At 72.3% G+C, this 23,744-nt stretch carries 28 protein-coding genes; 17 read left to right on the top strand and 11 right to left on the bottom strand.

Annotated features, from left to right (window positions below):
• Positions 1–51 precede the first annotated feature (51 nt).
• The gene (locus ACO06A_RS09785) at positions 52–1,080 is read left to right on the top strand and encodes an LLM class flavin-dependent oxidoreductase (protein WP_421735817.1); all 1,029 of its coding nucleotides are present in this window, start codon (positions 52–54) and stop codon (positions 1,078–1,080) included.
• A gap of 16 nt (positions 1,081–1,096) precedes the next feature.
• Here the strand turns inward: ACO06A_RS09785 and ACO06A_RS09780 are convergent, their stop codons facing one another.
• The gene (locus ACO06A_RS09780; protein WP_421735816.1) at positions 1,097–2,500 is read right to left on the bottom strand and encodes a DUF222 domain-containing protein; all 1,404 of its coding nucleotides are present in this window, start codon (positions 2,498–2,500) and stop codon (positions 1,097–1,099) included.
• A 97-nt stretch (positions 2,501–2,597) separates the two neighbouring features.
• Positions 2,598–3,407 carry a hypothetical protein gene (locus tag ACO06A_RS09775; protein ID WP_421735815.1) on the bottom strand — a complete coding sequence of 270 codons (810 nt, stop codon included), beginning with the start codon at positions 3,405–3,407 and terminating at the stop codon, positions 2,598–2,600.
• Between the two features lie 203 nt (positions 3,408–3,610).
• On the opposite strand from ACO06A_RS09775, the gene ACO06A_RS09770 reads away from it, so the two are divergent.
• From ACO06A_RS09770 to ACO06A_RS09745, 6 genes are all read left to right on the top strand, one after another.
• Positions 3,611–4,177: a DUF4956 domain-containing protein gene (locus ACO06A_RS09770; RefSeq protein WP_421735814.1), complete on the top strand. Its 567-nt coding sequence runs from the start codon at positions 3,611–3,613 to the stop codon at positions 4,175–4,177.
• Complete coding sequence (locus tag ACO06A_RS09765) at positions 4,174–4,905, top strand: polyphosphate polymerase domain-containing protein (RefSeq protein ID WP_421735813.1); 732 nt, start codon at positions 4,174–4,176, stop codon at positions 4,903–4,905. Before ACO06A_RS09770 ends, ACO06A_RS09765 begins: the two co-directional genes overlap by 4 nt.
• Before the next feature lie 12 nt (positions 4,906–4,917).
• Positions 4,918–6,720 (top strand): carbohydrate-binding domain-containing protein, encoded by a 1,803-nt coding sequence (locus ACO06A_RS09760; RefSeq protein ID WP_421735812.1) that lies wholly within the window; start codon positions 4,918–4,920, stop codon positions 6,718–6,720.
• 202 nt (positions 6,721–6,922) lie between these two features.
• Positions 6,923–8,227, top strand: a complete 1,305-nt coding sequence (locus ACO06A_RS09755) for a hypothetical protein (RefSeq protein ID WP_421735811.1) — start codon at positions 6,923–6,925, stop codon at positions 8,225–8,227.
• Positions 8,228–8,249: 22 nt separating this feature from the next.
• Positions 8,250–8,822, top strand: coding sequence for a hypothetical protein (locus ACO06A_RS09750; protein ID WP_421735810.1), 573 nt, complete (start codon positions 8,250–8,252; stop codon positions 8,820–8,822).
• Positions 8,819–9,343 carry a hypothetical protein gene (locus ACO06A_RS09745; RefSeq protein ID WP_421735809.1) on the top strand — a complete coding sequence of 175 codons (525 nt, stop codon included), beginning with the start codon at positions 8,819–8,821 and terminating at the stop codon, positions 9,341–9,343. Before ACO06A_RS09750 ends, ACO06A_RS09745 begins: the two co-directional genes overlap by 4 nt.
• Here the strand turns inward: ACO06A_RS09745 and ACO06A_RS09740 are convergent.
• Positions 9,306–9,824, bottom strand: coding sequence for an SRPBCC family protein (locus tag ACO06A_RS09740; RefSeq protein ID WP_421735808.1), 519 nt, complete (start codon positions 9,822–9,824; stop codon positions 9,306–9,308). The genes ACO06A_RS09745 and ACO06A_RS09740 overlap by 38 nt on opposite strands.
• Before the next feature lie 129 nt (positions 9,825–9,953).
• Here ACO06A_RS09740 and ACO06A_RS09735 point away from each other — a divergent pair, with 129 nt between their 5' ends.
• Positions 9,954–10,388, top strand: a complete 435-nt coding sequence (locus tag ACO06A_RS09735; protein WP_421735807.1) for a hypothetical protein — start codon at positions 9,954–9,956, stop codon at positions 10,386–10,388.
• Here the strand turns inward: ACO06A_RS09735 and ACO06A_RS09730 are convergent.
• Entirely contained in the window at positions 10,385–11,665 is a 1,281-nt protein-coding gene (locus ACO06A_RS09730; protein ID WP_421735806.1) for an alpha/beta fold hydrolase, read from the bottom strand. The genes ACO06A_RS09735 and ACO06A_RS09730 overlap by 4 nt on opposite strands.
• A gap of 104 nt (positions 11,666–11,769) precedes the next feature.
• On the opposite strand from ACO06A_RS09730, the gene ACO06A_RS09725 reads away from it, so the two are divergent.
• From ACO06A_RS09725 to ACO06A_RS09715, 3 genes are read left to right on the top strand one after another with little or no spacing between them, the layout of a single operon-like run.
• Positions 11,770–13,149 (top strand): MFS transporter, encoded by a 1,380-nt coding sequence (locus ACO06A_RS09725; RefSeq protein ID WP_421735805.1) that lies wholly within the window; start codon positions 11,770–11,772, stop codon positions 13,147–13,149.
• A 29-nt stretch (positions 13,150–13,178) separates the two neighbouring features.
• Entirely contained in the window at positions 13,179–13,361 is a 183-nt protein-coding gene (locus ACO06A_RS09720) for an antitoxin (RefSeq protein ID WP_421735804.1), read from the top strand.
• A gap of 52 nt (positions 13,362–13,413) precedes the next feature.
• Positions 13,414–13,854 (top strand): nitroreductase family deazaflavin-dependent oxidoreductase, encoded by a 441-nt coding sequence (locus ACO06A_RS09715; RefSeq protein WP_421735803.1) that lies wholly within the window; start codon positions 13,414–13,416, stop codon positions 13,852–13,854.
• Here the strand turns inward: ACO06A_RS09715 and ACO06A_RS09710 are convergent.
• The 4 genes from ACO06A_RS09710 to ACO06A_RS09695 are packed head-to-tail and all read right to left on the bottom strand — an operon-like array spanning position 13,851 to position 17,048.
• Positions 13,851–15,353, bottom strand: a complete 1,503-nt coding sequence (locus tag ACO06A_RS09710) for an amino acid permease (protein WP_421735802.1) — start codon at positions 15,351–15,353, stop codon at positions 13,851–13,853. The genes ACO06A_RS09715 and ACO06A_RS09710 overlap by 4 nt on opposite strands.
• Before the next feature lie 59 nt (positions 15,354–15,412).
• Positions 15,413–16,150 (bottom strand): MIP/aquaporin family protein, encoded by a 738-nt coding sequence (locus tag ACO06A_RS09705; protein ID WP_421735801.1) that lies wholly within the window; start codon positions 16,148–16,150, stop codon positions 15,413–15,415.
• A 34-nt stretch (positions 16,151–16,184) separates the two neighbouring features.
• Positions 16,185–16,619, bottom strand: a complete 435-nt coding sequence (locus tag ACO06A_RS09700) for a DUF2809 domain-containing protein (protein ID WP_421735800.1) — start codon at positions 16,617–16,619, stop codon at positions 16,185–16,187.
• A 36-nt stretch (positions 16,620–16,655) separates the two neighbouring features.
• Positions 16,656–17,048: a MerR family transcriptional regulator gene (locus tag ACO06A_RS09695; protein ID WP_421735799.1), complete on the bottom strand. Its 393-nt coding sequence runs from the start codon at positions 17,046–17,048 to the stop codon at positions 16,656–16,658.
• 110 nt (positions 17,049–17,158) lie between these two features.
• On the opposite strand from ACO06A_RS09695, the gene ACO06A_RS09690 reads away from it, so the two are divergent.
• The 4 genes from ACO06A_RS09690 to ACO06A_RS09675 all read left to right on the top strand — a co-directional run bounded on the left by ACO06A_RS09690 (position 17,159) and on the right by ACO06A_RS09675 (position 19,490).
• The gene (locus ACO06A_RS09690) at positions 17,159–17,851 is read left to right on the top strand and encodes an HNH endonuclease family protein (RefSeq protein ID WP_421735798.1); all 693 of its coding nucleotides are present in this window, start codon (positions 17,159–17,161) and stop codon (positions 17,849–17,851) included.
• Positions 17,852–17,883: 32 nt separating this feature from the next.
• On the top strand, positions 17,884–18,330 hold the full coding sequence (locus ACO06A_RS09685) for a MarR family winged helix-turn-helix transcriptional regulator (RefSeq protein ID WP_421735797.1): 447 nt from the start codon (positions 17,884–17,886) through the stop codon (positions 18,328–18,330).
• A complete protein-coding gene (locus ACO06A_RS09680) occupies positions 18,327–18,575 on the top strand; it encodes a hypothetical protein (RefSeq protein WP_421735796.1) in 249 nt (82 codons plus the stop codon). The genes ACO06A_RS09685 and ACO06A_RS09680 overlap by 4 nt, the downstream gene beginning before the upstream one ends.
• Positions 18,576–18,944: 369 nt before the next feature.
• Positions 18,945–19,490, top strand: a complete 546-nt coding sequence (locus ACO06A_RS09675) for a GNAT family N-acetyltransferase (protein WP_421735795.1) — start codon at positions 18,945–18,947, stop codon at positions 19,488–19,490.
• Here ACO06A_RS09675 and ACO06A_RS09670 read toward each other — a convergent pair.
• From ACO06A_RS09670 to ACO06A_RS09660, 3 genes are read right to left on the bottom strand one after another with little or no spacing between them, the layout of a single operon-like run.
• Positions 19,487–20,212: a M50 family metallopeptidase gene (locus tag ACO06A_RS09670; protein WP_421735794.1), complete on the bottom strand. Its 726-nt coding sequence runs from the start codon at positions 20,210–20,212 to the stop codon at positions 19,487–19,489. The genes ACO06A_RS09675 and ACO06A_RS09670 overlap by 4 nt on opposite strands.
• 52 nt (positions 20,213–20,264) lie before the next feature.
• The gene (locus ACO06A_RS09665) at positions 20,265–20,966 is read right to left on the bottom strand and encodes a DUF2993 domain-containing protein (protein WP_421735793.1); all 702 of its coding nucleotides are present in this window, start codon (positions 20,964–20,966) and stop codon (positions 20,265–20,267) included.
• 37 nt (positions 20,967–21,003) lie between these two features.
• Positions 21,004–21,726, bottom strand: a complete 723-nt coding sequence (locus ACO06A_RS09660) for an HNH endonuclease family protein (RefSeq protein ID WP_421735792.1) — start codon at positions 21,724–21,726, stop codon at positions 21,004–21,006.
• A 110-nt stretch (positions 21,727–21,836) separates the two neighbouring features.
• On the opposite strand from ACO06A_RS09660, the gene ACO06A_RS09655 reads away from it, so the two are divergent.
• Together ACO06A_RS09655 and ACO06A_RS09650 are read left to right on the top strand one after the other, a co-directional pair.
• The gene (locus ACO06A_RS09655; RefSeq protein WP_421735791.1) at positions 21,837–23,216 is read left to right on the top strand and encodes a multidrug effflux MFS transporter; all 1,380 of its coding nucleotides are present in this window, start codon (positions 21,837–21,839) and stop codon (positions 23,214–23,216) included.
• Positions 23,217–23,319: 103 nt separating this feature from the next.
• Positions 23,320–23,736 carry a hypothetical protein gene (locus ACO06A_RS09650; RefSeq protein WP_421735790.1) on the top strand — a complete coding sequence of 139 codons (417 nt, stop codon included), beginning with the start codon at positions 23,320–23,322 and terminating at the stop codon, positions 23,734–23,736.
• Positions 23,737–23,744: the final 8 nt, after the last annotated feature.

Raw genomic sequence — 23,744 nt, 5'->3', positions numbered from 1 at the left:
CGCGGGAGACCGCAGGCGTCCGCTCGCACACCGGCCTCGTACGATGCGCGCGTGACCGCCCCCCGCCTGGAGCTCAGCTTCCTCACGTTCGTCCCGTACGACGATCCGGCCGACGCCGGGCAGTCCCTGCGCGACGCGATCGACCTGTTCCGGTACGCCGAGGAGCTCGGCTACGACATCGGCTGGGTCCGGGTCCGCCACCTGGAGAAGTTCCTCTCCTCGCCCTTCCCCCTGTTCGCGGCCATCGGCCAGGCGACGACGCGCATCCGGTTCGGCACCGCGGTCCTGCCGATGCGGTACGCCGACCCGATCGCCGTCGCGGAGGACGCCGCCACCGTCGACCTACTGTCCGGCGGGCGGCTCGAGCTGGGGGTCGCCGGCGGGATCAAGCCGTCGGCCGCGCTGCTCGACGGGGTCTACGGAACCAGCGAGCTCTCGTTCGACGACGAGTCCCAGCTCCGGATCGCCCGGCTGCGCGCGGCCCTGGCCGGGGAACCCGTCGCGGTCGCACCCGAGGGCGGCTTCCCGATCGCGCCCCCCGGCACCCCGCTGACCGTCACGCCCCACAGCCCGGGCCTCGCCGACCGCCTCTGGTACGGCCCCGGGTCGCGGGCAACCGCGGTGCGGACCGCCGAGCAGGGGATGGACCTGCTGGTCTCCACGCTCAACGGGGAGGACGACGGCCGGTCCTTCGAGGAGACGCAGCGCGACCAGATCCGCGCGTACAAGGAGACGTTCGACGTCCCCGGTCGCACCCCGCGCGCGGTCGCCGGTCGGATCGTCCTGCCGAGCGTCACCCCGGAGGACGACGAGCTCTTCGCCGAGTACATCGCCTGGTACGCCGGCCGCTTCGACGCCACCGGACGCCCGCCCGCCGGTACCGGGTTCGGGGTGTTCAGCCCCACGCACCACGGCACGCCCGACCAGGTCGTCGCCAGCCTCCAGGCCGACGTCGCGCTCCAGGAGGCCACCGGGCTCGACATCGTCCTCCCGGCCAACGCCACGCACGCCATGAGCCGCCGCATCCTGGAGAACGTGGCAACGAGCATCGCGCCCCGACTGGGGTGGACGCCGGCCTGATTCGTCGGTTGCGAACTCAGAACGGTGGGTCGCCCCAGTCGCGTGGCGGTGGTGGCAGTGCGGCGTGGTCAGCGGCGGTCGGCGTGCTGTGGACCCGGACGGGGTGGCGGGCGTAGGTCAGACCGTGGCGGTCGGTCCAGGTGGAGATCCCGGTGGCGGGGTCGTGGGTGACTCGCCACCAGCTCTTGGTCTTGGCCTGATGGTGGTGCTTGCACAGGGCGTGCAGGTTGGCCTCGCAGGTCTGTGGGTTCAGAACAGAGCCTGGTGAGGGGGCGTGGTCGTACGGGACGCGGTGGTCGATCTCGCACCGGTCGGCGGGCTTTCGACAGCCGGGGAACGTGCAGGTCACGTCCCGTGCGACGACGGTGCGCGTGACGTCGGCGCCGGGCCGGTAGGTGTCGGTCCCGACGGCGCGGACCTGCCCGGTCGGGTCGGTCAGGATGCGCCGCCAGGTCGCGTCCTGGGCGAGCTCGCGGGCGACCTGCGCCGGGATGGGCCCGTACGACTCGAGCACCGCGGGATGCTCGTCCAGGCCGGCCAGGGTGCTGGCCGCCACGGTGACCTGCAGGGCGACCCGGCGCCCGTGCCGGGTCGGTAGCGGGGTCCCGTCGGGGGTGGTCTGCCGGTCCAGGATGCCCGTGAACACATCGGCGAACGCGTCGGCGCGGCGTTGGTCGATGTTGCGGTCGTCGCCGTCGATCGCCGCGTGCCCGGCCAGGGCGTCGATCGCGGTGAACGCCGCCGTCGCGTCGGCCGCGGGCACGTAGGCGATCAGCCGGGCCATCGCGTCCGGTGCCAGCTCCAGGAACACCCCGCGCCGCTCCCGCTCCACCACCCGACGCTGCTCGGCGACCGCGGGGTTGGCAGCGAGCAGGGCGGCCCGCACGTGCCGGGTCAGCTGCGGTCCCGTCATCTCCGCGGCATGGTCCACCGCGTCGCTCACCACGGCGTCGACCTCACGCGCGGACAGGGCCGTCCCGGCCCGGTGGACCTCGGCCAAGATCACGTCGACCTTGCGTGCGTCCATCGCCCCGGCCGCCCACGCATCGCCCAGCGCCGGGTGCTGGGCCGTGCCCCACGCCCGCAGAAGCAGGTCCTGCGCGGAGCGCCCGGTGCACACCAGCGCGCACGCAAGCTCATCGGGCACACGCGCGAGGGCATCGACGGTGCGGGCCTCGATCTCTCGGATCACCACGGCCTGCGCCGCCTGAGCCATGTTGAGCACCTGCTGCCACGCCGAGACCGCGTTCACCAGCTCCACGCCCGAGGCGTCCGCGACCGACACGGACCCGAGCCGCCCGGCGAGCTCAGCAAGCGTCAGGCCGGTGATCGGGAACGCGTCGACGTGCCGCAGGTCCAGCTCGGGCGACGGGTCCCAGACCGGAGAGTCGGTGCGCGGGTCGTCGAGGAGCGCCGTCACGTCACCACCTCCGTCGACACCGGTTCCACTAGAACAAGTGTACGACTGGGCACTGACATCGGCCCTGACCAGGGCCGATACCGGAGCGGTCAGCTGATCACATCGCCGGTGCGGCCGTCACCTGGTCGGCCGGCGGGGCCTCGATCGTCACGGGGCCGCCCCAGTTGCTGAGCGTCATCTCGATGTGCGAGCCCATCATGTCCATCACGAGCTTGCGGGGCAGCTTGTCGTCTCCGACCCAGTACGTGTAGGTGAGCTCCTTCGGCACCTCGACGCCCGCGGCGGCTGCGGACGCGAACTGCTCGGCCGACGCACCGGCCATCTTGCTCGTGTCGACCACCACGTCGTACGGCTGCGCGCTGACGCCGTCGATCTGCTCGGGTGCGCCGGACTTCGTGACGCTGACCAGGGCCGGGAGAAGCTCCTCGAAGCTGTCGGTCGCGGTGGCGCCGGTGGTCTGCGAGAGCGACGCCGTCAGAGGGTTGCTGGTGTCCGTCGGGTCCAGCTGCCAGAACAGCCCGCCGGTCAGCTCGCCCATGTTGATGTACATCTGACCGCCGACGATCCGCATCTCCATGGGTGCGGCCATCTGCGCGCTGCTCATGGTCATGGTCAGCTCGTTGCCGGCGTCGGTGACGCGCGCCTGGCCCTGGGCGGTCATGGAGGCGCCGCCGACGTCGGTGACCATCGTGGTGTCGTACGTCTTCGCGGCCAGCATCGCGGTGGCGATGTCGCCCAGGTTGTCCGCGGTGAGCTCGAACCCGGCGGGCTCGGCGACGGTCTCCTCCTGCTCGACCGACGCGCTCTCGGACGTGGTGGGTGCGGCCGCCGGGGCGGAACCTCCGCACGCGGTCAGCGACCAGGCGAGGACGGCGGCCGCCGGGACGGCGAGCAGACGACGGGACACGCGCACGGGGGAACTCCCAGGGTGGGGGGCGAGGGGAACGAGGGGAACGAGGGGAACGAGGGGAAACCCTTCCATATCGGTCGCCGTCGCACGGACGGTCGCCGGGTGATCTGTGCACGATGCACGCCTGCGCCTCAGCCCCCGCACAGCAACAGCACAGGCCCGCTCGGCTGAATGGAGCCCGTCCCACTAGGAGGGTTCCCATGACTCAGTACGCGCTCCTCGCGCTCGATCTCGTCGCCATCAGCGTCCTCGCCTTCGGCGTCTACTTCCCCCGGCACCGTCGGCGTGACCTCGTCGTCGCGTACCTCGGCGTCAACGTCGGCGTGCTCGCGGTGGCGGCCGCCCTGGCGAGCAGCGCGGTCGGTGCGGGCCTGGGGCTCGGGCTGTTCGGCGTGCTGTCGATCATCCGGCTGCGGTCCACGGAGCTGACCCAGCACGAGGTCGCCTACTACTTCTCGGCGCTGGCGCTCGGCCTGCTCGGCGGGCTCGCGGTCACGCCGTCGGCGCTCAACGCCGCCCTCATGGTCCTGGTCGTCGTCGTGATGGCCGTCGTGGACCACCCGCGGATGCTCCGGCAGTACCGGCAGCAGACGATAGTCCTGGACTCGGCGATCACCGACGAGACCGCGCTGGTCGCGCACCTGGAGCGCCTGCTCGGCGCCACGGTGCACACGGCGATCGTGCAGCGCGTCGACCTGGTCAACGACACCACCTGCGTCGACGTCCGGTACGAGCTCACCACCGCACGAGCGCTGGTCGCGGCATGATCCTCGACACCCTGGACCCCATCGACCTCGTCGAGCTCACCGAGCGGGCGAGCCTCCAGACCCGGATGGACCGCAAGTACGTCGTCCCGGCCGACGCGGTCCCGGTGCTCCTGCGCGGCATCGAGCCCGGTGCACGCATCCTCCAGATCGGCGACGAGCGTGACTTCGCCTACGAGTCGGTGTACTTCGACACCCCCGACCTCACCAGCTACCTCGGGGCGGCGCACCGACGCCGGCGGCGGTTCAAGATCCGCACGCGCACCTACGTGGACTCCGAGCTCTGCTGGGTCGAGGTCAAGACCCGCGGCCCGCGCGGCAGCACGGTCAAGACGCGGCTGCCGTACGACCCCGACGACCGCGACACCCTGACCGACGAGGGCCGCCGGTTCGCCGACGACGTCCTGGACTACACCGGCCTGTACAGCCCGACCCTGGTCAGCACCTATCGGCGCACCACCCTCTTCCTCCCCCGGACCGACAGCCGCACGACGATCGACACCGGTCTGGTGTGGACGTCGGCCCTCACCGGAGGAAGCCGCGCTCTTGAAGGCCGCGTGGTCATCGAGACCAAGACGGGCTCGACGCCGTCCTCCACCGACCGCCTCCTGTGGCGGCACGGCCACCGACCGGTGCGCATCTCCAAGTACGGCACCGGCATGGCCGCCCTGCACACCGACCTCCCCCACCACCCGTGGCGCCGCGTCCTCGACCGGCACGTCACCCGTTAGGAGCACACCCTCATGCGACGTCTCACCCCGAAGTTCCTCGTCCCCGCCGCCCTCGTCGCGGCCCTCCTGGCCGGCTGCACGGCGACCGCCGACGCCGCGTCCACCACGGACGACACCGCGACCGTCACGACGACGACGGACGCGAACGTCACCGTCGAGCAGGCGATGGCCGCCAACACCGCGCCCGACGACGTCGACCTGGAGGCCTCGTCGGACGAGGTCGCCATCGACCTGGACAACCCGACCGCGACCGACGGCGTGTCCGTCGACGGCAGCACCCTCACGATCACCGCGGCCGGCACCTACCGGCTGAGCGGCACGCTGGCGGACGGCTCGGTGGTCGTGAACACCACCGACGACGGCGTCGTCCACCTGATCCTCGACGACGCCTCCCTGGCCAGCTCGACCACCTCCCCGCTCCAGGTGCTCGACGCCGATCAGGTGGTGGTCCACCTGGAGGGCGACAGCACCCTGTCCGACACCACCGCGTACGCGGACACCGACGAGGCCAGCGCGGCCCTGTACAGCAGCGCGGACGTCACGATCACCGGCGACGGCTCCCTGACCGTTGCCGGCAACGCGAACGACGGGATCGCCGCCAAGGACGGACTCGTCATCGCGGGCGGCACGATCACGGTCGACGCGGTCGACGACGGCATCCGTGGCAAGGACTACCTCGTGGTCTCCGGTGGCACGCTGGACGTGACGGCCGGCGGCGACGGCCTGAAGTCGGACAACGACGAGGACGAGACGCTCGGCTACGTCGAGATCACCGGCGGCGACGTCACCATCGCGGCGGGCGACGACGGCATCGCGGCGCAGACCGACGTGATCGTCGCGGACGGCGCGCTGGCGATCGTCTCCGGCGGCGGCAGCGGGACCGCGGTCGCGGAGGACGCCTCCCCCAAGGGGATCTCCGGCACGGTGTCCGTGGTGGTCGGCGGCGGGCAGCTGCTCATCGACGCGGCCGACGACGGCATCGGCTCCGACGGGGTCGTCAGCATCGCGGGCGGTTCCGTGACCATCGACGCGGGCGACGACGGCGTGCACGGCGACCAGGCGCTCCAGATCAGCGACGGCACCGTCGACGTCACGGGGTCGAACGAGGGTCTCGAGGCCGGGCTCATCACGATCGCCGGCGGCGACATCAGCGTCGTGGCCAGCGACGACGGCGTGAACGCCTCCGATCCGAGCGGCACGGGCGAGCAGGCTCCAGGCGGGACCGCGAGCACCGACGTCGGCCTGACCATCACGGGCGGCACGATCGTCGTCGACTCCGACGGCGACGGCCTCGACGCCAACGGGTTCTTCACCATGACCGGCGGGACCGCCGTGGTCAGCGGCCCGACGAACGACGGCAACGGCGCGCTCGACGTGGACGGCACGTTCGACGTCTCGGGCGGCACGATCCTCGCAGCCGGCGCCTCGGGCATGGCCATGACCCCGGCCGCCACGAGCGCCCAGTCGTTCGTCGCGTTCACGTTCTCCTCGACCCAGGCCGCCGGCACGGTGGTCCACCTCCTCGACGCCGACGGGACCGAGATCGCCGCGTTCGAGTCGTCGAAGGACTTCACGTCCGTGGTCTACGCGTCCGCGGACGTCGTCTCCGGGGACACCTACTCGGCGGCCACCGGCGGCTCGGTCAGCGGCGAGACCGTCGGCGGGCTGGCGGCGGCCGGCGACAGCAGCGGCTCGACCGTCGTCGCCACCGGCACCGCCGGCGAGGCGATCGCGGGGATGGGCGGCGGCATGGGCGGTGGCGGTGGCCAGGGCGGCCCGCCGGCCGACGGCCAGGGTCGACCCACCCGCCCCTGACCTGGCCCTCCGAATCGGCCACCGGACGTCGCGCCCGCCCGTACCCTGGGCGGGCGCGACGACCCGCGCCGACGAGAGGGCCCACGTGCACCCCAGGGTTGACGACCATCGCCACCCACCCCGGCCGACCACCACACCGCTTCGCACCCGGTCCGCACTCGGACCCGACGGCGGAGCCGGCACTCTCGAGTACATCGGCATCGTGGCGGCGGCCGCGCTCCTGGTGGTGGCCCTCGTCCTCGGGCTCACCCGCTTCTCCCTCGGCGACAAGGTCGCGGCGGCTTTGTGCGAGCTCACCTCCGGCCTCGGCCAGGGCGGCGAGTGCACGAGCGGGCCGGCGCGCGCCGCTGAGGACTACGTTCCTCCGCCGCCCTGCGTGGTCTCTGGTAATGGCGGGGCGTGGCAGGGATCGGCGGCGTTCGGCGTCCAGCTCGAGGGCGGCAACACGTGGTTCGTCGAGTCGCTGGGCGACGGCCGGTACCGCCTGACGCGCACCGGGTCCCTCGGCGCGGGCATCGAGGGCGGCCTCGGCTTCGACGCCTCGGCGGTGGTCAACGACAACCGGTACGGCGTCGCGATCGGGATCGGCGGTTCGGTGACCGACCAGCTCAAGTTCGGCGACGTCTACTACGCGTCGAGCGACGACGAGGCGTGGGACATCCTGCACGCAGCCACCAGCGACGACGTGAAGGACGGCATGGTCGGCGACGACTGGTTCGGCCGCGACTTCGCGGACTGGGTGACGGGCGCGTCCGACCTGGAGCAGCTCGACGCCGAGTCCACGTTCGTGAAGGTCGGCGTCAGCGCGTCCGGCGAGGCGTTCGCCACGCTGATCGACTGGGACGCCAGCGGCGTCGTCGAGGCCGGGACCTACGAGGGCCAGACGCAGTACAGCGACGGTCGCACCACCGACGTGTTCACGGCCAGCTCGAGCGGCGTCACGCGCGCGTCGGGCACCGTGGGCGAGGAGTGGACCGAGTTCGCGTCCGCGGTCGCGTCCTACGGGGGCGCGGTCACCATCGAGGTCGACCGTGACGCGGACGGCGTCGCGACGGCCATGCGGCTCGTCACCCTCGGATCGGCCTACGCCGACACGTCGTCGACGAACAACGGGGCCAACGACCCGCTGGACTACGTGGACTACAGCCAGACCACCTGGCAGGTCCCGCTCGGCACGACGGACCAGCGCGTCACCGCCGCGAAGCTCGCACTCGGCCTCGGGATCGAGGTGCCGGGCGTCACGCAGGAGGTCGGCCCCCTCGACTTCAGCACCCTGGACTATGGCCAGACGTGGTCCGACTTCCAGGAGACCGCGAAGTCCGACGGCTACACGTGGGTGCAGGACTACGCGATCGACGCCTCGACCAACGGGGGGAACCTCGACGTCGAGGCGCTGATCAAGGTCGGCCTCTCCGGCGACTACACGTCGACCACCCGGCACGCCACGGGATACTCCTACTGGGATGGCGCCGGCTTCGTCGAGCGCGCCGGCTGCCTGGAGCAGTGACACCGCACGAGAGAGGCAACACATGACCTACCCCCGATGGGGTGCCCTCGTGGCGGCCGCCACGCTCGGCCTGAGCGCCTGCTCGGCCGACGCACCGGCCGCCGGACCGAGCATCGACCCCTCGTGGCAGTCGGTCGCGGTCGGCCCGACGACCCTGCACGTCCCGGCGGAGTGGGAGCAGGCGCCGGGCGCCGACCTGTACCCGGGGTCGGACACGGACGAGACCGTGGCGCTCACGGCGCCGGAGAACGACGAGCGCGTGCGCGCCGGGGTGCTGGTGACCGTGCAGACCGCTCCGACCCGCGACGCGACGGCGGAGGCCGGGGCGCTGGTGCTCGGCGAGAAGGCGACCACCGGCGCCGACGAGGTGGAGACCGGCGAGGGAGAGCTCGCCGGTGCGTCCTCCGTCGCCACCGTCAGCTTCGTCAGCGACGTCCGGCGCACCGACGGCACCACGGCCGAGCTGCGGTCGCGGTGGCTCGTGGCGGACCTCGAGTCCGGTGCGCAGGTCATCGTCAAGGCCATCGGCCCGCGCGACACGTTCGACGACACCCCGCTGGACGCGATCCTGGCGTCCGTCGAGCTCACGTCGTGAGCGAGGTCGGCACCCTGATCCGCAGGGTGGCCCGCGCGTCCGGGTTCCTGGCCCTGTTCGGCGTCGTGCTCTTCGCCGTGGTCGGACTGGTCATGCTCCGCAGCGCGGGCGCTCCCCCGCACCCCACCCTGACCGCGCCGGTCGCCGCCGGCGCGGCCGGACAGGCGGGCGTCCGGACCCTCGCGGTCTGGGGTGCGGGCGTCACGGACCCCGACGCCGTCACGTGCACCTGGCTCACTCCCGAGCAGGTCCCCGCGACGCTGGACCTGGCGGACGAGCACCTCACGGCCGACGACCCCACGCTCGGCGTCGTGACCCTGGTCGGCACGATCTACGCGCCGACGGCCCGGGACGTCACGTGCACCGGCGGCGGGATGACGTCGTTCGCGTTCGCCAACCACCAGAGCGGTCCCCCGTCGAGCGCGGTCGGCATCGGGTTCCTGGTGGGTGCGGGCGTCGCCGCCCTGTGGGCCGCGCTCATGCTCACGACGACCCGACCCCGCCACCCCGCCCGCCGCTGAGCAGGTCGCCCACCCGGACGGGCGCGCGCAGGGCGTCGTCCGGGACCTGTCCGGGCTGGCCGACGCCGGTGGTGATCCGGCGCTTCAGGCTCACGTTGATGTACCAGCTCCACGCGTCGTGGCAGATCTCGTAGCACTCGTGCGCCGGCACCAGCCCGAGGTGCGTGAACGTGAGCCGGGTGCCGGAGTCGGTCGGGGTGATGTCGAACCGGATCCGCGTGCCCACCCACTCGGCCGTGTCCTCGACGAAGTTCAGCTCGGCCTCGAGCACCAGCCACTCGACGCGCTCCCCCGGCACGACGTCGGTGAGCCGCTGGACGGACCGGTGGATGGGCTCGTTGTGGAAGATGAACTCGTCGCCCAGCTCGGTCGTCCCGCCCTCGATCGCGTCCACCCACCAGCCGCGCACGTCGGTGACGGCCGCGAACACCTCGGCGGGCGTCTGGTCGACCGTGTAGGTCGTCGTGAAGTCCTCGCTCATGGTCTGCTCCTCGCATCTGCAATTGATAGGTTGCAGGTTGACGATAGGCGCGGTCGCGCCGGATAGCAACCATGTGATTGCACTTCGATCTGACGAGCGCGATCGGGGCCGCGCGGCCACGATCGACACATGACCGACGAGCGCGACGACGCCCACCGCCCACCGCCAGGCACCTCGGAGGAGGTCGTCGACGCGGTCGGCGCCCTGACCGCCGCGTTCGAGGTGGTCGAGCACGCCCGCGGGATGCTCTACGCGTTCCACCGGCTCACGGGCCGCGCCGACAACGAGCTCGCCGACGCCCTGGACCAGCTGGCGGAGGCGGGGCACCAGGAGCTGGCCGACGAGCTCCGCGCCGAGCTCGTCGGCCGCAACGTGCTGCCGGGCCGGTGGACGTTCCAGGTGGTCGAGGCCTACGACGAGCAGTACTACCGGGTGTTCGAGGCGGCGGAGAAGCGCGTCCGCGACGAGCTGCTGGCGGGCCGTCGGCACGTGTACGAGGCGCGGCTCAAGGAGGAGAACCGCACCCACGGTCGCCCGGGCCACGAGGCACGTCCGGACGCCTAGCGCCCCGTCACGCGCGCCTTGCCCGCGGCGACGTCGAACAGCCGCGGCAGGATCGTGTCGCCCGCGGCGCGCAGCCCGTCGTGCAGGTGCTCGTTGGTGATCCAGACGTCCAGGTGGCCGACGTCGGTCGCCAGCGCGAGGTCCAGGTCCACGTAGGGGTCGTCGTAGTACTGCACGGCCGCCACCGGCACCTCGTTCGACGCCAGCCGGTCCAGGTCGTAGAGCGCCGGCCACGACGTGCGCGCGGCGAGCTCCTCGGCAGCACCGCGGAACGGGCGCAGCGCGGCGTGCTGCTCGTACATCCACGGGAAGATCACCTCGCCGGTGAGCAGCAGCGGGCGGGCGTCGGCCGCGAACGACGGCCACCGGTCGTGCTCGGCCTGCGCGGCCCAGCCCGGCTCGCGGTCGCCCTGGTGGTAGATGACCTCCTGGAGCACCGCGTACAGCGGGTTCGCGTCGAACCCGGTGTAGTCGGCGACCGCCGCGAGGAACCCGCCGGAGGGCGTCCCGTCGGAGCCCAGCGCGGTGTCCAGCAGCCAGTGCACCTCGTCGATCCCCGTGCTCATGCCGAGCGGCATGCCCAGCTGCTGGAGGCGTTCGGGCGTGAACGGGTCGCCGTTGGGCAGGGTCACCCCGTCCAGACCGTCCGAGATCCGTCCCAGCAGCGGCACGTCCGCCGGGTGCAGCCGGGCGAGCTCGCGGTTGCGCGCCGCCTGGCGCCGGTAGGTGCGCGCGTACACCTCCTCGGCGGTGGCCGTCGCGGGGGGCAGCCCGCCGGTGACGAAGCACCGGGTGAGCGCGTCGGGGTGCCGTGACAGGTAGGTGAGCGTGAGGAACCCGCCGTACGACTGCCCCAGGGTCGCCCACGGCCGGCCCCCGTACACGGTCCGCCGCAGGTGCTCGGCGTCCTCGACGATCGCGTCCCCGCGGAAGCACGCGAGGTAGTCGGCGGCCTGCGCGGCGTCGTCGAACCCGCTGATCACGCGCCCGTCCACCGGCGACGACCGCCCGGTCCCCCGCTGGTCCAGCAGGACCACGCGGTACATCTCCAGGGCCTTCGCGATCCAGCCGCCGCCCAACGGTCGCGGACCCTGACCGCCCGGTCCACCCTGGAGGAAGAGCAGCAGGGGCAGGTCGTCCGACGCCTGTTCCGGGTCCACCAGCTCGCGCGCGAACACCTCGAGGGACCCGAAGCGCTCCGGCGCGGACCAGTCGACGGGCACCTGCACCCGGTGCTCGCGCACGGTGAACCCGGTCATCGCATACTCGTGCGTCACACCGCCAGCCTAGGGTCGAGCACGATCCACCACCGGAGGAGAACCCCCTGAGCAGCACCGGCGTCGGCTTCCGTTCCGACCGCGGCCCGATCCTGGTCGCGATCATGGTCACCACCGGCCTGGTCGCCATCGACGCGACGATCCTGGCCACCGCGGTGCCCACGATCGTCGCGGACCTCGGCGGCTTCACCAGCTTCCCGTGGCTCTTCTCCGTCTACCTGCTCACCCAGGCCGTGAGCGTCCCGATCTACTCCAAGCTGGCGGACACCATCGGCCGCAAGCCCGTCGTGCTCCTCGGCATCGGCCTGTTCCTGCTCGGCTCGATCCTCTGCGGCTTCGCGTGGAGCATGCCCGCCCTGATCGCGTTCCGGGCGATCCAAGGCCTCGGTGCCGGCGCCGTGCAGCCGATGGCCATCACCATCGCGGGCGACATCTACACGGTCGCCGAGCGGGCCAAGGCGCAGGGGTACATCGCCAGCGTGTGGGGTATCTCGTCGGTGGTCGGGCCCACCCTCGGCGGGGTGTTCTCCGAGTTCCTGTCCTGGAACTGGATCTTCTTCGTCAACATCCCGCTGTGCCTGGCCGCGGCCTTGCTGCTGGTCCGGTACTTCCACGAGACCGTCGAGCACACCCGGCACCGCATCGACTGGGCCGGTGGCGTGCTGCTCACCACCGGGATGAGCCTGCTGATCCTGGCGCTGCTCGAGGGCGGGAACGCGTGGGAGTGGCTCTCCGTGCCGAGCGTCGGCGCGGTCGCCGTCGGCAGCGTGCTGCTGGTCGCGTTCGTCCGCGTGGAGCAGCGTGCCGAGGAACCGGTGCTGCCGCTCTGGGTGTTCTCGCGGCGGCTGCTGCGGGCGTCGGCGCTGGTGGGGGTGGGGGTCGGGATCATCCTCATCGGGCTCACGTCGTACGTGCCGACGTTCCTGGAGGCACTCCTCGACGTCTCGCCGCTGACGTCCGGCCTCACGCTCGCGGCGCTCACCATCGGCTGGCCGATCGCCGCGTCGCAGTCGGGGCGCCTGTTCCTGCGGCTCGGGTTCCGCACCACCATGCTGATCGGCTCGGGTGTCGTGGTGCTGGGCACCGCCGGGCTCGCGCTCGCCTCGACGCACCCGTCGGTCTGGGCCGTCGGCCTCGCGTGCTTCGTCTCCGGCATCGGGCTCGGGCTCGTCGCGTCACCGAGCCTCATCGCCGCGCAGTCGAGCGTCGGCTGGGGCGACCGCGGGGTGGTCACGGGGGCCAACCTGTTCGCCCGGTCCATGGGCAGCGCGGTCGGCGTCGCGGCGCTCGGCGCCCTGGTCAACGCGCTCATGGGCGGCCAGACGCCCACGCAGAACCCGGAGCAGTTCGGCGACGCCGTCACCCTCGCGTTCGGCGCCGTGACGCTGGTCGCGCTGGCCACCGTCGCCGCCGCGGCCTCCATGCCCCGCACCACGGTCGAGCACGGCTCCGTGGGCGCGCCCGCGACGGCGGGGCCAGACTGAGAGGCGTCTCCGAGAGAAGGGCACGTCCCATGGGTATCGAGGATCTGGTCGGCAAGGCGCAGGACGCCCTGGTCGGGCACGAGGAGCAGGCGAAGGACGCGCTCGACAAGGCCGGTGAGGCCGTCAAGTCGCGGACCAACGACAGCCAGGACAGCCAGGTCGACAGCATCGTCGAGAAGGCCAAGGACTACCTGGACGAGCAGAAGAAGTAGCGGCGACGGCCCGGCGGGGAATGCTCGCCGGGCCTCACCCGTTCCGACCGACATGCCTCTGACTGGTGAGTACCTCCCGAGCACGTCCGCGTGGGCCCGCACGCAGGCCGAGACCTTCGAACGCACCGACGGTCATCAGGCGAACACCCTGCAGGGCAAGCCCGTCATCGTGCTCACCTCGGTCGGCGCGACCAGCGGCAAGCTGCGCAAGACCGCCCTCATGCGCGTGGAGCACGAGGGCCGGTACGCGGTGGTCGCCTCGAAGGGCGGGGCCCCCGAGAACCCGGCCTGGTACCGCAACCTGGTCGAGCACCCGCACGTCGAGCTCCAGGACGGCGCGGTGAAGAAGGACTACCTCGCGCGCCAGACCAGCGGCGCCGAGCGCGACGAGTGGTGGGCGCGCGCCACCGCGGTCTGGCCCGCGTACGACAGCTACCAGACGAAGACGGACCGGCTCATCCCGCTGTTCGTGCTGGAGCCGACCGAGTCCTAGAGCCGCGCACCCGTGCGCGAGTCGAAGTGCGGGTTCGCGGCGATCGAGTGCCGGTACGAGTACGCGAAGTAGACGACCACGCCCACCGCCAACCACGCGAGGAACCGCAGCCAGGTCAGGGTGGTCAGGTTCGCCATCAGCCACAGGCACGCCACCCCGGCGATGATCGGCAGCGCCGGCGACCAGGGCACCCGGAACCCCCGCTGGAGGTCCGGCCGGCGCTTGCGCAGGACGGGGATGCCGAAGCTGACCAGCACGAACGCCGACAGCGTCCCGATGTTGATCATCTCCTCGAGCAGCTCCACCTCGGACAGCCCCGCGATGATCGCCACCACGATGCCGACCCCGATCTGGAGCCGGACCGGCGTGCCGTACTTGGGAGACGTCCGGGACGCCGCGCGGGGCAGCAGCCCGTCGCGGCTCATGGCGAACACGATCCGCGTGAGACCGAGCAGCAGGACCATCAGCACGGACGTGAGACCCACCAGGATCCCGACCGAGATCACGCGCCCGGCCCAGTCCGCGCCGACGAGCACGAACGCCGTGGTCAGCGACGGGGTGTCGGCCGCCGCCAGCTCGGTGTAGGACACCATGCCGGTGACCACCACCGTGACCAGGATGTAGAGCACCGTCACGATCGCCAGACCGCCGAGGATGCCGCGCGGGACGGTCCGCTGCGGGTTCTTGGTCTCCTCCGCGGTCGTCGCGACGACGTCGAAGCCGATGAACGCGAAGAACACCAGCGCGGCGCCGGACAGGATGCCGATCACGCCGTACGCGGTGGGCTCCAGGCCGAACAGGAACGCGAACACCGGCTGCTCGAGCGAGCCGCGCCCGGGGGCCGGCTCCGACGGCGGCACGAACGGCGAGTAGTTGGCCTTGTCCACGTAGAAGAAGCCCACGACGATGACGAAGATCGTGATCGCGACCTTGATGATCGTGAACACGCTGTTCACCCGCGTGCTCAGCTTGGTGCCGAGGGCCAGCAGCGTCGTGAAGATCGCGACGATGACGACCGGTCCCCAGTCCACGTCGACCGGCCCGAGCCTCACCGTGGTCGGGATGTCGACACCGAACAGGGCGAACGCGTCCGCCAGGTAGACGCCCCAGAACTTCGCGATCACCGCCGACCCCAGCAGCATCTCGAGGATGAGGTCCCACCCGATGATCCAGGCGACGAACTCCCCCATCGACGCGTAGGAGAACGTGTAGGCGGAGCCGGCGACCGGCAGCGTCGAGGCGAACTCGGCGTAGCACATGATGGCCAGGCCGCACACGACCGAGGCGATGATGAACGAGACGATGACCGCAGGTCCGGCGTAGTTGGCCGCAGCCGTCGCGCCCACGGAGAAGATGCCCGCGCCGACGGCGACCGCGACGCCCAGGACGATGAGGTCCCAGGTGGTCAGCGTCCGGCGCAGGGCCCGCTCGGGATCGAGCGACTCCTCCATGGAGTCCTCGGCCGACTTGCGTCGGAAGATGCTGGTGTCCACGGCCATGTCCGATCACCCCCGGGGACGAGCATGCCGGTTGCAGCCTGTTTCGTCTTGCGTTCGCGTCAGCCGAGCAGCAGGTACCAACCGCCGACGCCGATGATGCCGCCCAGCATCGGCGCCGCCACGGGCACCCAGGAGTACCCCCAGTCGGACGGGCCCTTGTGCTTCAGCGGCAGGAACGCGTGCACGAGGCGCGGCCCGAGGTCACGCGCGGGGTTGAGCGCCGGACCGGTCGGACCGCCGAGGCCGGCGACGAGTCCCCACACCAGGAACCCGAGCGCGAGGTGCGCGACGGCGGGCTCGTTCTCGGTCAGCGGCGAGTTGATGATCGCCAGCGCGCAGGAGAAGAGCACCACCGAGCCCAGCAGCTCGCTGAGGAACCCGTTGAGCCGGGACCGGGCCGCGTTGACGGTCGAGAAGGTGGCGAGGATGTCGTCCGGGTTGGTCGTCAGGTCGTAGTACGGCTTGTGCGTGGCGACGATGGCGATCTGGCCGGCCATCGCCCCCAGCATCTGCGCCACGATGTACGGCGCCACCTCGCTCCACGGGAACAGCCCCCACACGGCGAGGCCCAGCGTGAAGGCGGGGTTGATCTGGTTCCCGCTGATCCCGCCGAACATGAGCGCGGGGATCATCACGCCGAACCCGTAGCCCATCGCGATCAGCGACCACCCGCCGCGGTACCCCTTGGAGCCCTTGAGGTGCACGTTCGCGACCGTGCCGTTGCCCAGGATGATGAGGATCGCGGTGCCGATGAACTCGCAGGCCAGCCGGACGGCCAGGCTGTACGACGGATCCATCGGCGCTCCACTGTTCGATCCGGCTCAGGCTGGGTCAGCCTGGCACAACCGAGCGCCGACGCACGAACGCCGCGAGCGCCGCGCCGACCGCGTACGCGACGAGGTCGAGCGCGACGAAGGTGGTCCCGAGCGCGTACCGGGCGGCGGGCACCGCGTCGACGACCGCGGCCGGGATCCCGGTGAGCTGCGCGAGCTCCACCAGGGCACACACGCCGAACGCGACGGCGGCCACGGTCCACCGGCGGGCGTGTGGGGCGACGACGACGAGGAGCGCGTAGACGAACGCGGCGTAGAGGGCGTCGCCTGCCTTGTCGGCGAGCGGCCCGTCCAAGCGGGAGATCGCGAGCCCGACGACGACGAGCCCGACGGCCGCGAGCGCGGCGAGCGTGCGCTGCCGCGGCCGCTCCTCGCGTGAAGGGTTCGTTCCCCTGAACGGTACGAAGTCTTCACGCGAGCGGTTGTCGGTCACGTGAGCGACCGTACGTGCCGCACTGCGGAGGCGATGTCAGGCGTTCGTGCAGGTCCTGCGCTCGTACAGGCCGATCTTGAGCTCGATCGCGTGCAGGTGCGTGGCCACCTCGGCCAGCTGCTGCCGGACGCGGTCGCGGTGCGCCACCAGCAGCTGGAGCCGCTCGGCCTCGTTGCCGTCGCCCGCCCGGACCAGGTCGGCGTACTGGCGGACCTCCCGGATGGGCATGCCGGTGGAGCGCAGGCGCGTGACCATCCGGATCCAGCCGAGGTCGTCGTCCGTGTAGCGGCGGTGGCCCGACGACGCCCGGTCGACCGCGTCGAGCAGCAGCCCGTCGCGCTCGTAGTAGCGCAGGGTGTGGGTGGTCAGGCCGGTGGCCTCGGCCGCCTCCGCGATGCTCAGGGTCACCCGGTCCGTCACGACGCTCATGGCGTCGATGGTGCGCCTTCGAGTGCACTCGAAGTCAAGCGGACCGCCCACAGCCCCGCGCGATCCCCAGGGAACGCCCACGTCCGGCGCGCGACGGCGACCCTGAGCGGGTGACCTCCTGGCAGCGCCCCGGCCCGTGGCTGGTCGGCCTCGTCGTGTGCGTCGCGATCGGCGCGGGCGCGCCCGCCTGGTCCCAGGCCCGCGTCGCCGCCCGGTACGCGGTCACGGCCGATGACCTCGCCGCCGGCCGCGCTGCCCTCGACGCGCTGCCGGTCCGCGGCCGGGCGCCGAGCACCGGGTACGCGCGCGAGCGGTTCGGGCAGGCGTGGGCCGACGTCGACCGCAACGGCTGCGACACCCGCAACGACATCCTCCGGCGGGATCTCACCGACACCGTCGTCGAGCACTGCGCCGTGCTCAGCGGCACGCTCGACGACCCCTACACGGGCGTGCCGATCCCCTTCGCCCGCGGACCCGACTCGGCGGCCGTCCAGATCGACCACGTCGTCGCGCTCTCGCACGCCTGGCAGACCGGCGCGCAGCAGTGGTCGCCGACGGAGCGGGAGGCGTTCGCCAACGACCCCGCCAACCTGCTGGCGGTCGACGGCCCCGCCAACCAGGACAAGGGTGCCGGTGACGCGGCCACCTGGCTGCCGCCCAACCGCGGGTACCGCTGCGTCTACGCGCTCCGGCAGGTGCGCGTGAAGGCCGCCTACGGGTTGTGGGTCACCGCGCCGGAACGCGACGCGCTCGACCGAGAGCTGGGCCGGTGCGTCGTCGGCACCGCGATCCATCGGGATTGACGATGGATCGCCTCCGGAGCAGCCTGGCTGTCATGACCGCATCGAGCCCCGCCGACGACCCCGAGGCCTTCGCGCGCGCGTTCGAGGCGGCGTTCCAGCAGGCCTACCTGCGGTTCCACCGCAGGGACGGCAAGCGCGCGCAGATGTCGGGAGCCTCGCGGGCGGTCCTGCTCCACCTCGCCCATGCGGGACCCCTGACCGTCGGTGAGGCCGCGAAGCACCTGGACCGCGCGCAGTCCGTGGTCAGCGACATCGTCACCCAGCTCGAGGCCAAGGACCTGCTGGCACGCGAGCCCGATCCCGACGACAGGCGCCGCACGCTCGTCTGGCTGACGCCGGCCGGGTTCGACGCCCTCGACCGCGAGCGACAGGTCCTGTCCACCGAGCTGATCGCGCGCGCGGCAGCAACCCTCTCCGCCGAGGACCGTGCGGCCCTCGTCGGCACCCTGGAAGCACTCAACCAAGGAGCACGACCATGACGACCCACGACCTGCACTGCGACAGCTGCGGCATGCCGATCGAGTCCGGGCAGTACTGCGCGTACTGCACCGACGCGGACGGGAACCTCCAGGCGTTCGACGAGCGCTTCGAGCGGATGGTCGGCTGGCAGTCACGCCAGCACCCGTCCGCCCCGCGCGCGCAGCTGGAGAGCGAGACGCTGGCCTACATGGCGACGATGCCCGCGTGGAGGGACCACCCCCGGGTCGCCAGCCGCACTGCGTGACCGTCAGCCGGTGCCGGCGGCCGGCGTCGTCGGGCGGTCAGCGGACGCCCTCCGCCGCGACGCGCGTGAACGACGTCTCGAAGTGGGCGGCCGATGGTGATGCTCATCAGGAGACCTCCGGAAGGCCGAGGCTGCCGCGCAGCGTGGCTGCCTCGTAGTCGGTGCGGAACAGCCCGCGCCGCTGCAGCTCCGGGATCAGGTGCTCGGTCAGCGCGGCCGAGCCGGGCTGCCATGGGTGGGGACAGTAGGGACGAGCCGACGGAAAGCCGACTGAGCCAGTCGTGTTTCTCAGAGAATGAGATCCGATGATCGAGGCACGGACAGCGCAGGGCTTGACGACCGTTCGCGGCGAGGCGCAGCGTCATGGCCGTGACCGTCGTCGCGCCCCTCTCCCCCGACCTGTGGCCGGCGCTCGAGGAGCTGCTGGACCACGGAGGTCCCGCCGCCCGGTGCTGGTGCATGGCGTGGCGCATCGGACCGGAGTACCGGCGCCGGCCCGCCGAGCAGAACCGCGCCGACCTGCACGGGGTCGTGGCCGCAGGTCCCCCGCCGGGCGTGCTGGCGATCCGGGACGACGTGGCGGTCGGCTGGTGCCAGATCACCCCGCGCGAGGCTGTCCCCGCGATCGACCGGCAGTGGCGGCTGCGCCGGGTCGACCGGGTGCCCGTCTGGGCGATCACGTGCTTCTACGTCCGCAAGGGTCACCGCCGCGACGGGGTGATGGCTGAGCTGGTCGCCGGGGCGGTCGACCTCGCGCGTGCGGCCGGCGCACACGCGGTCGAGGCCTACCCGCTCGACGGCGCTCTCTCCCCCAGCGCGACGAGCACCGGCTACGCGACGACGTTCGCCGCCGCGGGGTTCGTCGAGGTGGCGCGCCGCTCTCCGGAGCGCCCGATCATGCGGCTCCTGCTCTAGAGCTGCAGCCCGATCAGCCAGACGGCACCGAGCGCGAGGGCGGCGAGGCACACGAGCAGCAGGATGCCCACCCAGAGCGCGCCCGGCGTGTGCGTCAGCCGCCCCAGCAGGCCCGCGTCGGAGGTGTCGGGCACCCCGCGCCGGCGCCCCCGTCGGCGCTCCGACTGCATCTCCAGGACCGCGCGCGGTGCACCGAGCAGCAGGAACCAGGTCATCGCGTAGGCGGCGACGCTCTGCACGGTCGCCGAGCCCCACACCGTCACCCCGACCAGCAGCGCACCGGTCACCAGCACCGCCCACAGGCCGTACCAGTTGCGGATCTGCACCAGCACGAGGACCAGCACCACCAGCAGGATCCAGAGCAGCGCGACCGCGTACCCCCGGGACAGCAGCCACGCCGCGCCGACGCCGAGCACCGCCGGACCGAGGTACCCCGCGGCCACCGTCGCGACCATGCCCGGACCCCGCGGCTTGCCCACCGACACGGTCAGGCCCGAGGTGTCGGAGTGCACGCGGATGCCGGACAGCCGCCGGCCGACGAGCACCGCGACACCGGCGTGAGCGGCCTCGTGCACGATCGTCAGTCCGTGCCGGGCCACGTGCCACGCCACCGGCACCAGCAGGACCAGCAGCACGCCCGCCGCGGTCAGCAGCACCACGGTGCTCGACGGCACCGGTTGGGGCGTCGTGATGTCCTGCCAGGCGTCGCCGATCCAGTCCACGAGCAGGTCCTTCGTCCGTCGTCGTCACCCAGGCGGGCGGGCAGGACGGACCCTACCCAGCGGAGGGCGCCTCGGTGGGCAGGACCACGTCGGTGCCGTCGGCGGTGATGCGGACACCGTCGGCGACCACGGTCGCGTCGGAGAGCACCAGGCCGTCGGGCAGCCCGCTCACGGGGATCTCGATGTCGGTCAGGCGGGCGCCGATCGCGCGCGGCAGGTCGGCGACCGAGACCGTCAGCCCGGCGAACTGCACGTTCTCGACCGTCACCAGCAAGCGGCCCTCGTCGACCCGGGGCACCAGGTCCGCCGCCAGCTCCACGCCGAGCACCGTGCCCGTGGCGGTCAGGGTGTCGCCGTCGACGGCGACCGCGATGTCGAGCTGCGACCGGTCGGCGACGATCTGCTCGATCGACGCCGTCGGCAGGGTCGCGGCGATCGTCGCCGTACCCAGCGTGTACGGCTCGGACGTGGACACGTCCTGCGCCTCGATCGTCACGTCGGTGGCGTCGATGCCCTCCAGGGTGACCCCGTCGACCGCACCCGTGACGTCGTCGACCGAGCCGGCGAAGAGCTGCGTGAGGAACGGGAAGCCGCCGATGTCGACGGTGGGCGTGCCGACGACGTCGAGGTTCTGCTCGATCGCCTCGGCCACCCGCCGCTCTGCGGTCGAGTGCGTCACCCGGTCGGCCACCAGCACACCGGCGGCCAGCACCACCACGACGACGATCCCCCCGGCCACACCGCGTCCGCTCACGGGCCTCACGCTAGGGGCACCGGCGGCCGCGCGCCGATCAGGACGGGAGCGGCTCCGTCGGGCACGTCGAGAGCACCCGGACCATCGCGTCCTGCTCCGCCTGCGTCACCCACAGCCCGTACGCCCGCTTCACGCCGACCTGCCGCGCCACGTACGCGCACCGGAACGCCGTGTTCGGCGGCAACCACGTCGCCGTGTCCCCGTCGCCCTTCTGCTGGTTCAGCGGACCGTCCACCGCCAGCAGGTTCAGCGGGTCGTTGGCGAACGCCTCGCGCGTGGCGGTGTCCCACTGCTGGGCGCCCTTCTGCCACGAGTCCGACAGTGCGACGACGTGGTCGATCTGCACCGCGGTGGACGTCCCCTGCCCGCGCACGAACAGGATCGTCCCGCCCGAGTACGGGTCGTGGAGCGTGCCCGACGCCACGACGCACCCGTAGGTCCCCTCCTTCAGCACCTGGGCGTCGAGGTCACGGCGCAGGATGTCGTTCCGGGTGTCGCAGCCGTTGCGGTCGACGTCCTTCCACCTCTGGCCGTACAGGTCCCGGTCGTAGCCGGTCCTGGGGGCGCGCCCCTTGACCGGCAGCAGGGCCGCGGCCGCGAGGGCCGACCGTGCCTGCGGCGTGGGCGTGGCCGTGGGCGTCGGAGCGACCGCGGACTGCGAGGCGTCCGTCGCGGTCGGGGCACGATCCGGGCCGCGACCTGCGAACAGCACGGCGAGCACCAGCGCCACCAGCAGGGTCGCGCTCGCACGGGTTCTCACCGCCGAAGTATCGGTGTCGCGCGGTCCGACCTCGACGCGCCTCTCCGGGACTGATCCCACAGGGTGGACACAGCGGGAAGATGATTGCGCCCCGCAACCTTGGGGCTGTCATGGCCCGGAACCCCGCGACGCACATCAGCGTCGGCTTCGTCCTCCTGCTGTCGGCGCTCACCGCCATCGGCCCGCTCACCTTCGACACGTACCTCGCCGCGTTCCCGCAGATCGCCGACGACCTCGACGCGCCCGCCGCGGCCGTCCAGCTGACCATCGCGGCCTCGCTGGCCGGCCTCGCCCTCGGGCAGCTGCTGTTCGGGTCGATCTCCGACGCGTTCGGTCGTCGGCGGCCCCTGCTCGGCGCGCTCGCGGTCTACGTGCTGGCGTCGGTCGGGCTCGCCCTCGTGGAGAACATCACCGCGTTCACCGCGCTCCGGTTCGTGCAGGGCTTCACCGCCGCGGCCGGCATGGTCCTGTCGCTGGCCACCGTCCGCGACCGGTACGAAGGCCTCGCGGTGTCGAAGGTGATGGCGCGACTGATGCTCGTCGTCGGCGTCGCCCCGATCCTGGCCCCCACCATCGGTGCCCAGCTGCTGCTGTTCGGGTCGTGGCGGCTGATCTTCGTGTTCCTCGCCGCGGCGGGCGCGATCCTGCTGGTCACCGCGTGGTTCACACTTCGCGAGTCGCTGCCGGCGGACCTGCGTCGCACCGGGGGGACCGGGGCCGCGCTGCGCACGTACCGCGACCTGCTCACCGACCTGCCGTTCCTCGGGCTCGCGCTCATGTCCGCGTTCTACCTGTCGGCCATGTTCACCTACGTCGCGTCGTCGACCTTCGTGTTCCAGCAGGGCTACGGCCTCTCGCCGCAGGAGTTCGGCTGGGTCTTCGCGGCCGGTGCCGTCGCGATCACCGCCGGGTCGCAGGTCAACGGCGCGCTCGTCGGGCGGTTCCGTCCGGAGCAGATCCTGTCCGGCGCCGTGGCCGCCGGCCTGGTGCTCAGCCTTGCGCTCTTCGCGACGACGCTCCTCGGCGCACCGTTCTGGCCGGTGACCGTCCTGCTCGTGCTCACCCTCGGCACCGCCGGCTTCGTCCTGCCGTCCGCGCCGGCCATCGCGCTCGCCTCGAACCCGCACCGCGCCGGGTCCGCCGCGGCCCTGCTCGGCGCGCTGCAGTTCGGGCTCGGGGCGGTCATCGCCCCGGTCACGAGCCTCGGCGGAGAGCCGACCGCGGTGACGATGAGCGCCGTGATGGCGGGCGTCATCCTCGTCGCGGCCGTCCTGCTGGTGGCCGTGCGCCGCTCCTGGTCCCGCGGGCCGGTCGCGGAGGCCGAGGACGTCGTGGCGGCCGCGCAGTCCGTGGACAGCGAGCTCGTCTCCGTGTCGAGCGCCGTCAGCGTCGAACGCGACCACGTGCCCGCAGCGAAGGCCCGCGCGTTCGCCGCCGCGCAGCCCCGCACGCCCGCGGACGAGCCGGAGGCGGTGCCCTGCCCGGGCTGATCCGTGGGCGTCATCGGATCGCAACCTCGCTCGTGCGCAAAGGTGTGGCGTAGGTCACAGTGACGACCTAGCCTGGCTGTACACGCTCGATGAAGGACGCGCGATGAGCTGGGTTCTGCTGGCCGCTGTCTTCTTCCTCCCGGCGCTCGTCTTCGGTGCGATCTGGCAGCTGTTCCCGTCGCCCGACGAGCCGCCGCGATGGCGCATGTTCCTGGCCACCCGGCTGGAGCGGCTCGCCGCCCGGCTGCGTCCGACACGGCCGCCGGTGTACGACCCGTTCATGACGCTGCGCGTGCAGGAGCGGCTCGGCGTCGTCGCCGACCACGTGCGCTCGCTCGAGCTGGATCCCCACACCTTCGCCCGCGCCGAGCGCATCATCGCGTCCCAGCTGGCCTACGACCAGCTGCTGCTCGAGGCGTGCCAGCTGGCGGGCGTCGAGGTCCAGCCCGCAGCCAAGGGCGATCCCGCCGAGCGGTTCCGCGAGGAGGTCGAGCTCGCCTCCCGCGGCTGGGCCTGGTGATCGGCGGG

Origin of the sequence: Cellulomonas sp., from assembly GCF_965229465.1 — a bacterium.
Taxonomy (GTDB): Bacteria; Actinomycetota; Actinomycetes; order Actinomycetales; family Cellulomonadaceae; genus Cellulomonas.
This window is presented reverse-complemented; position numbering and strand designations above follow the sequence as displayed.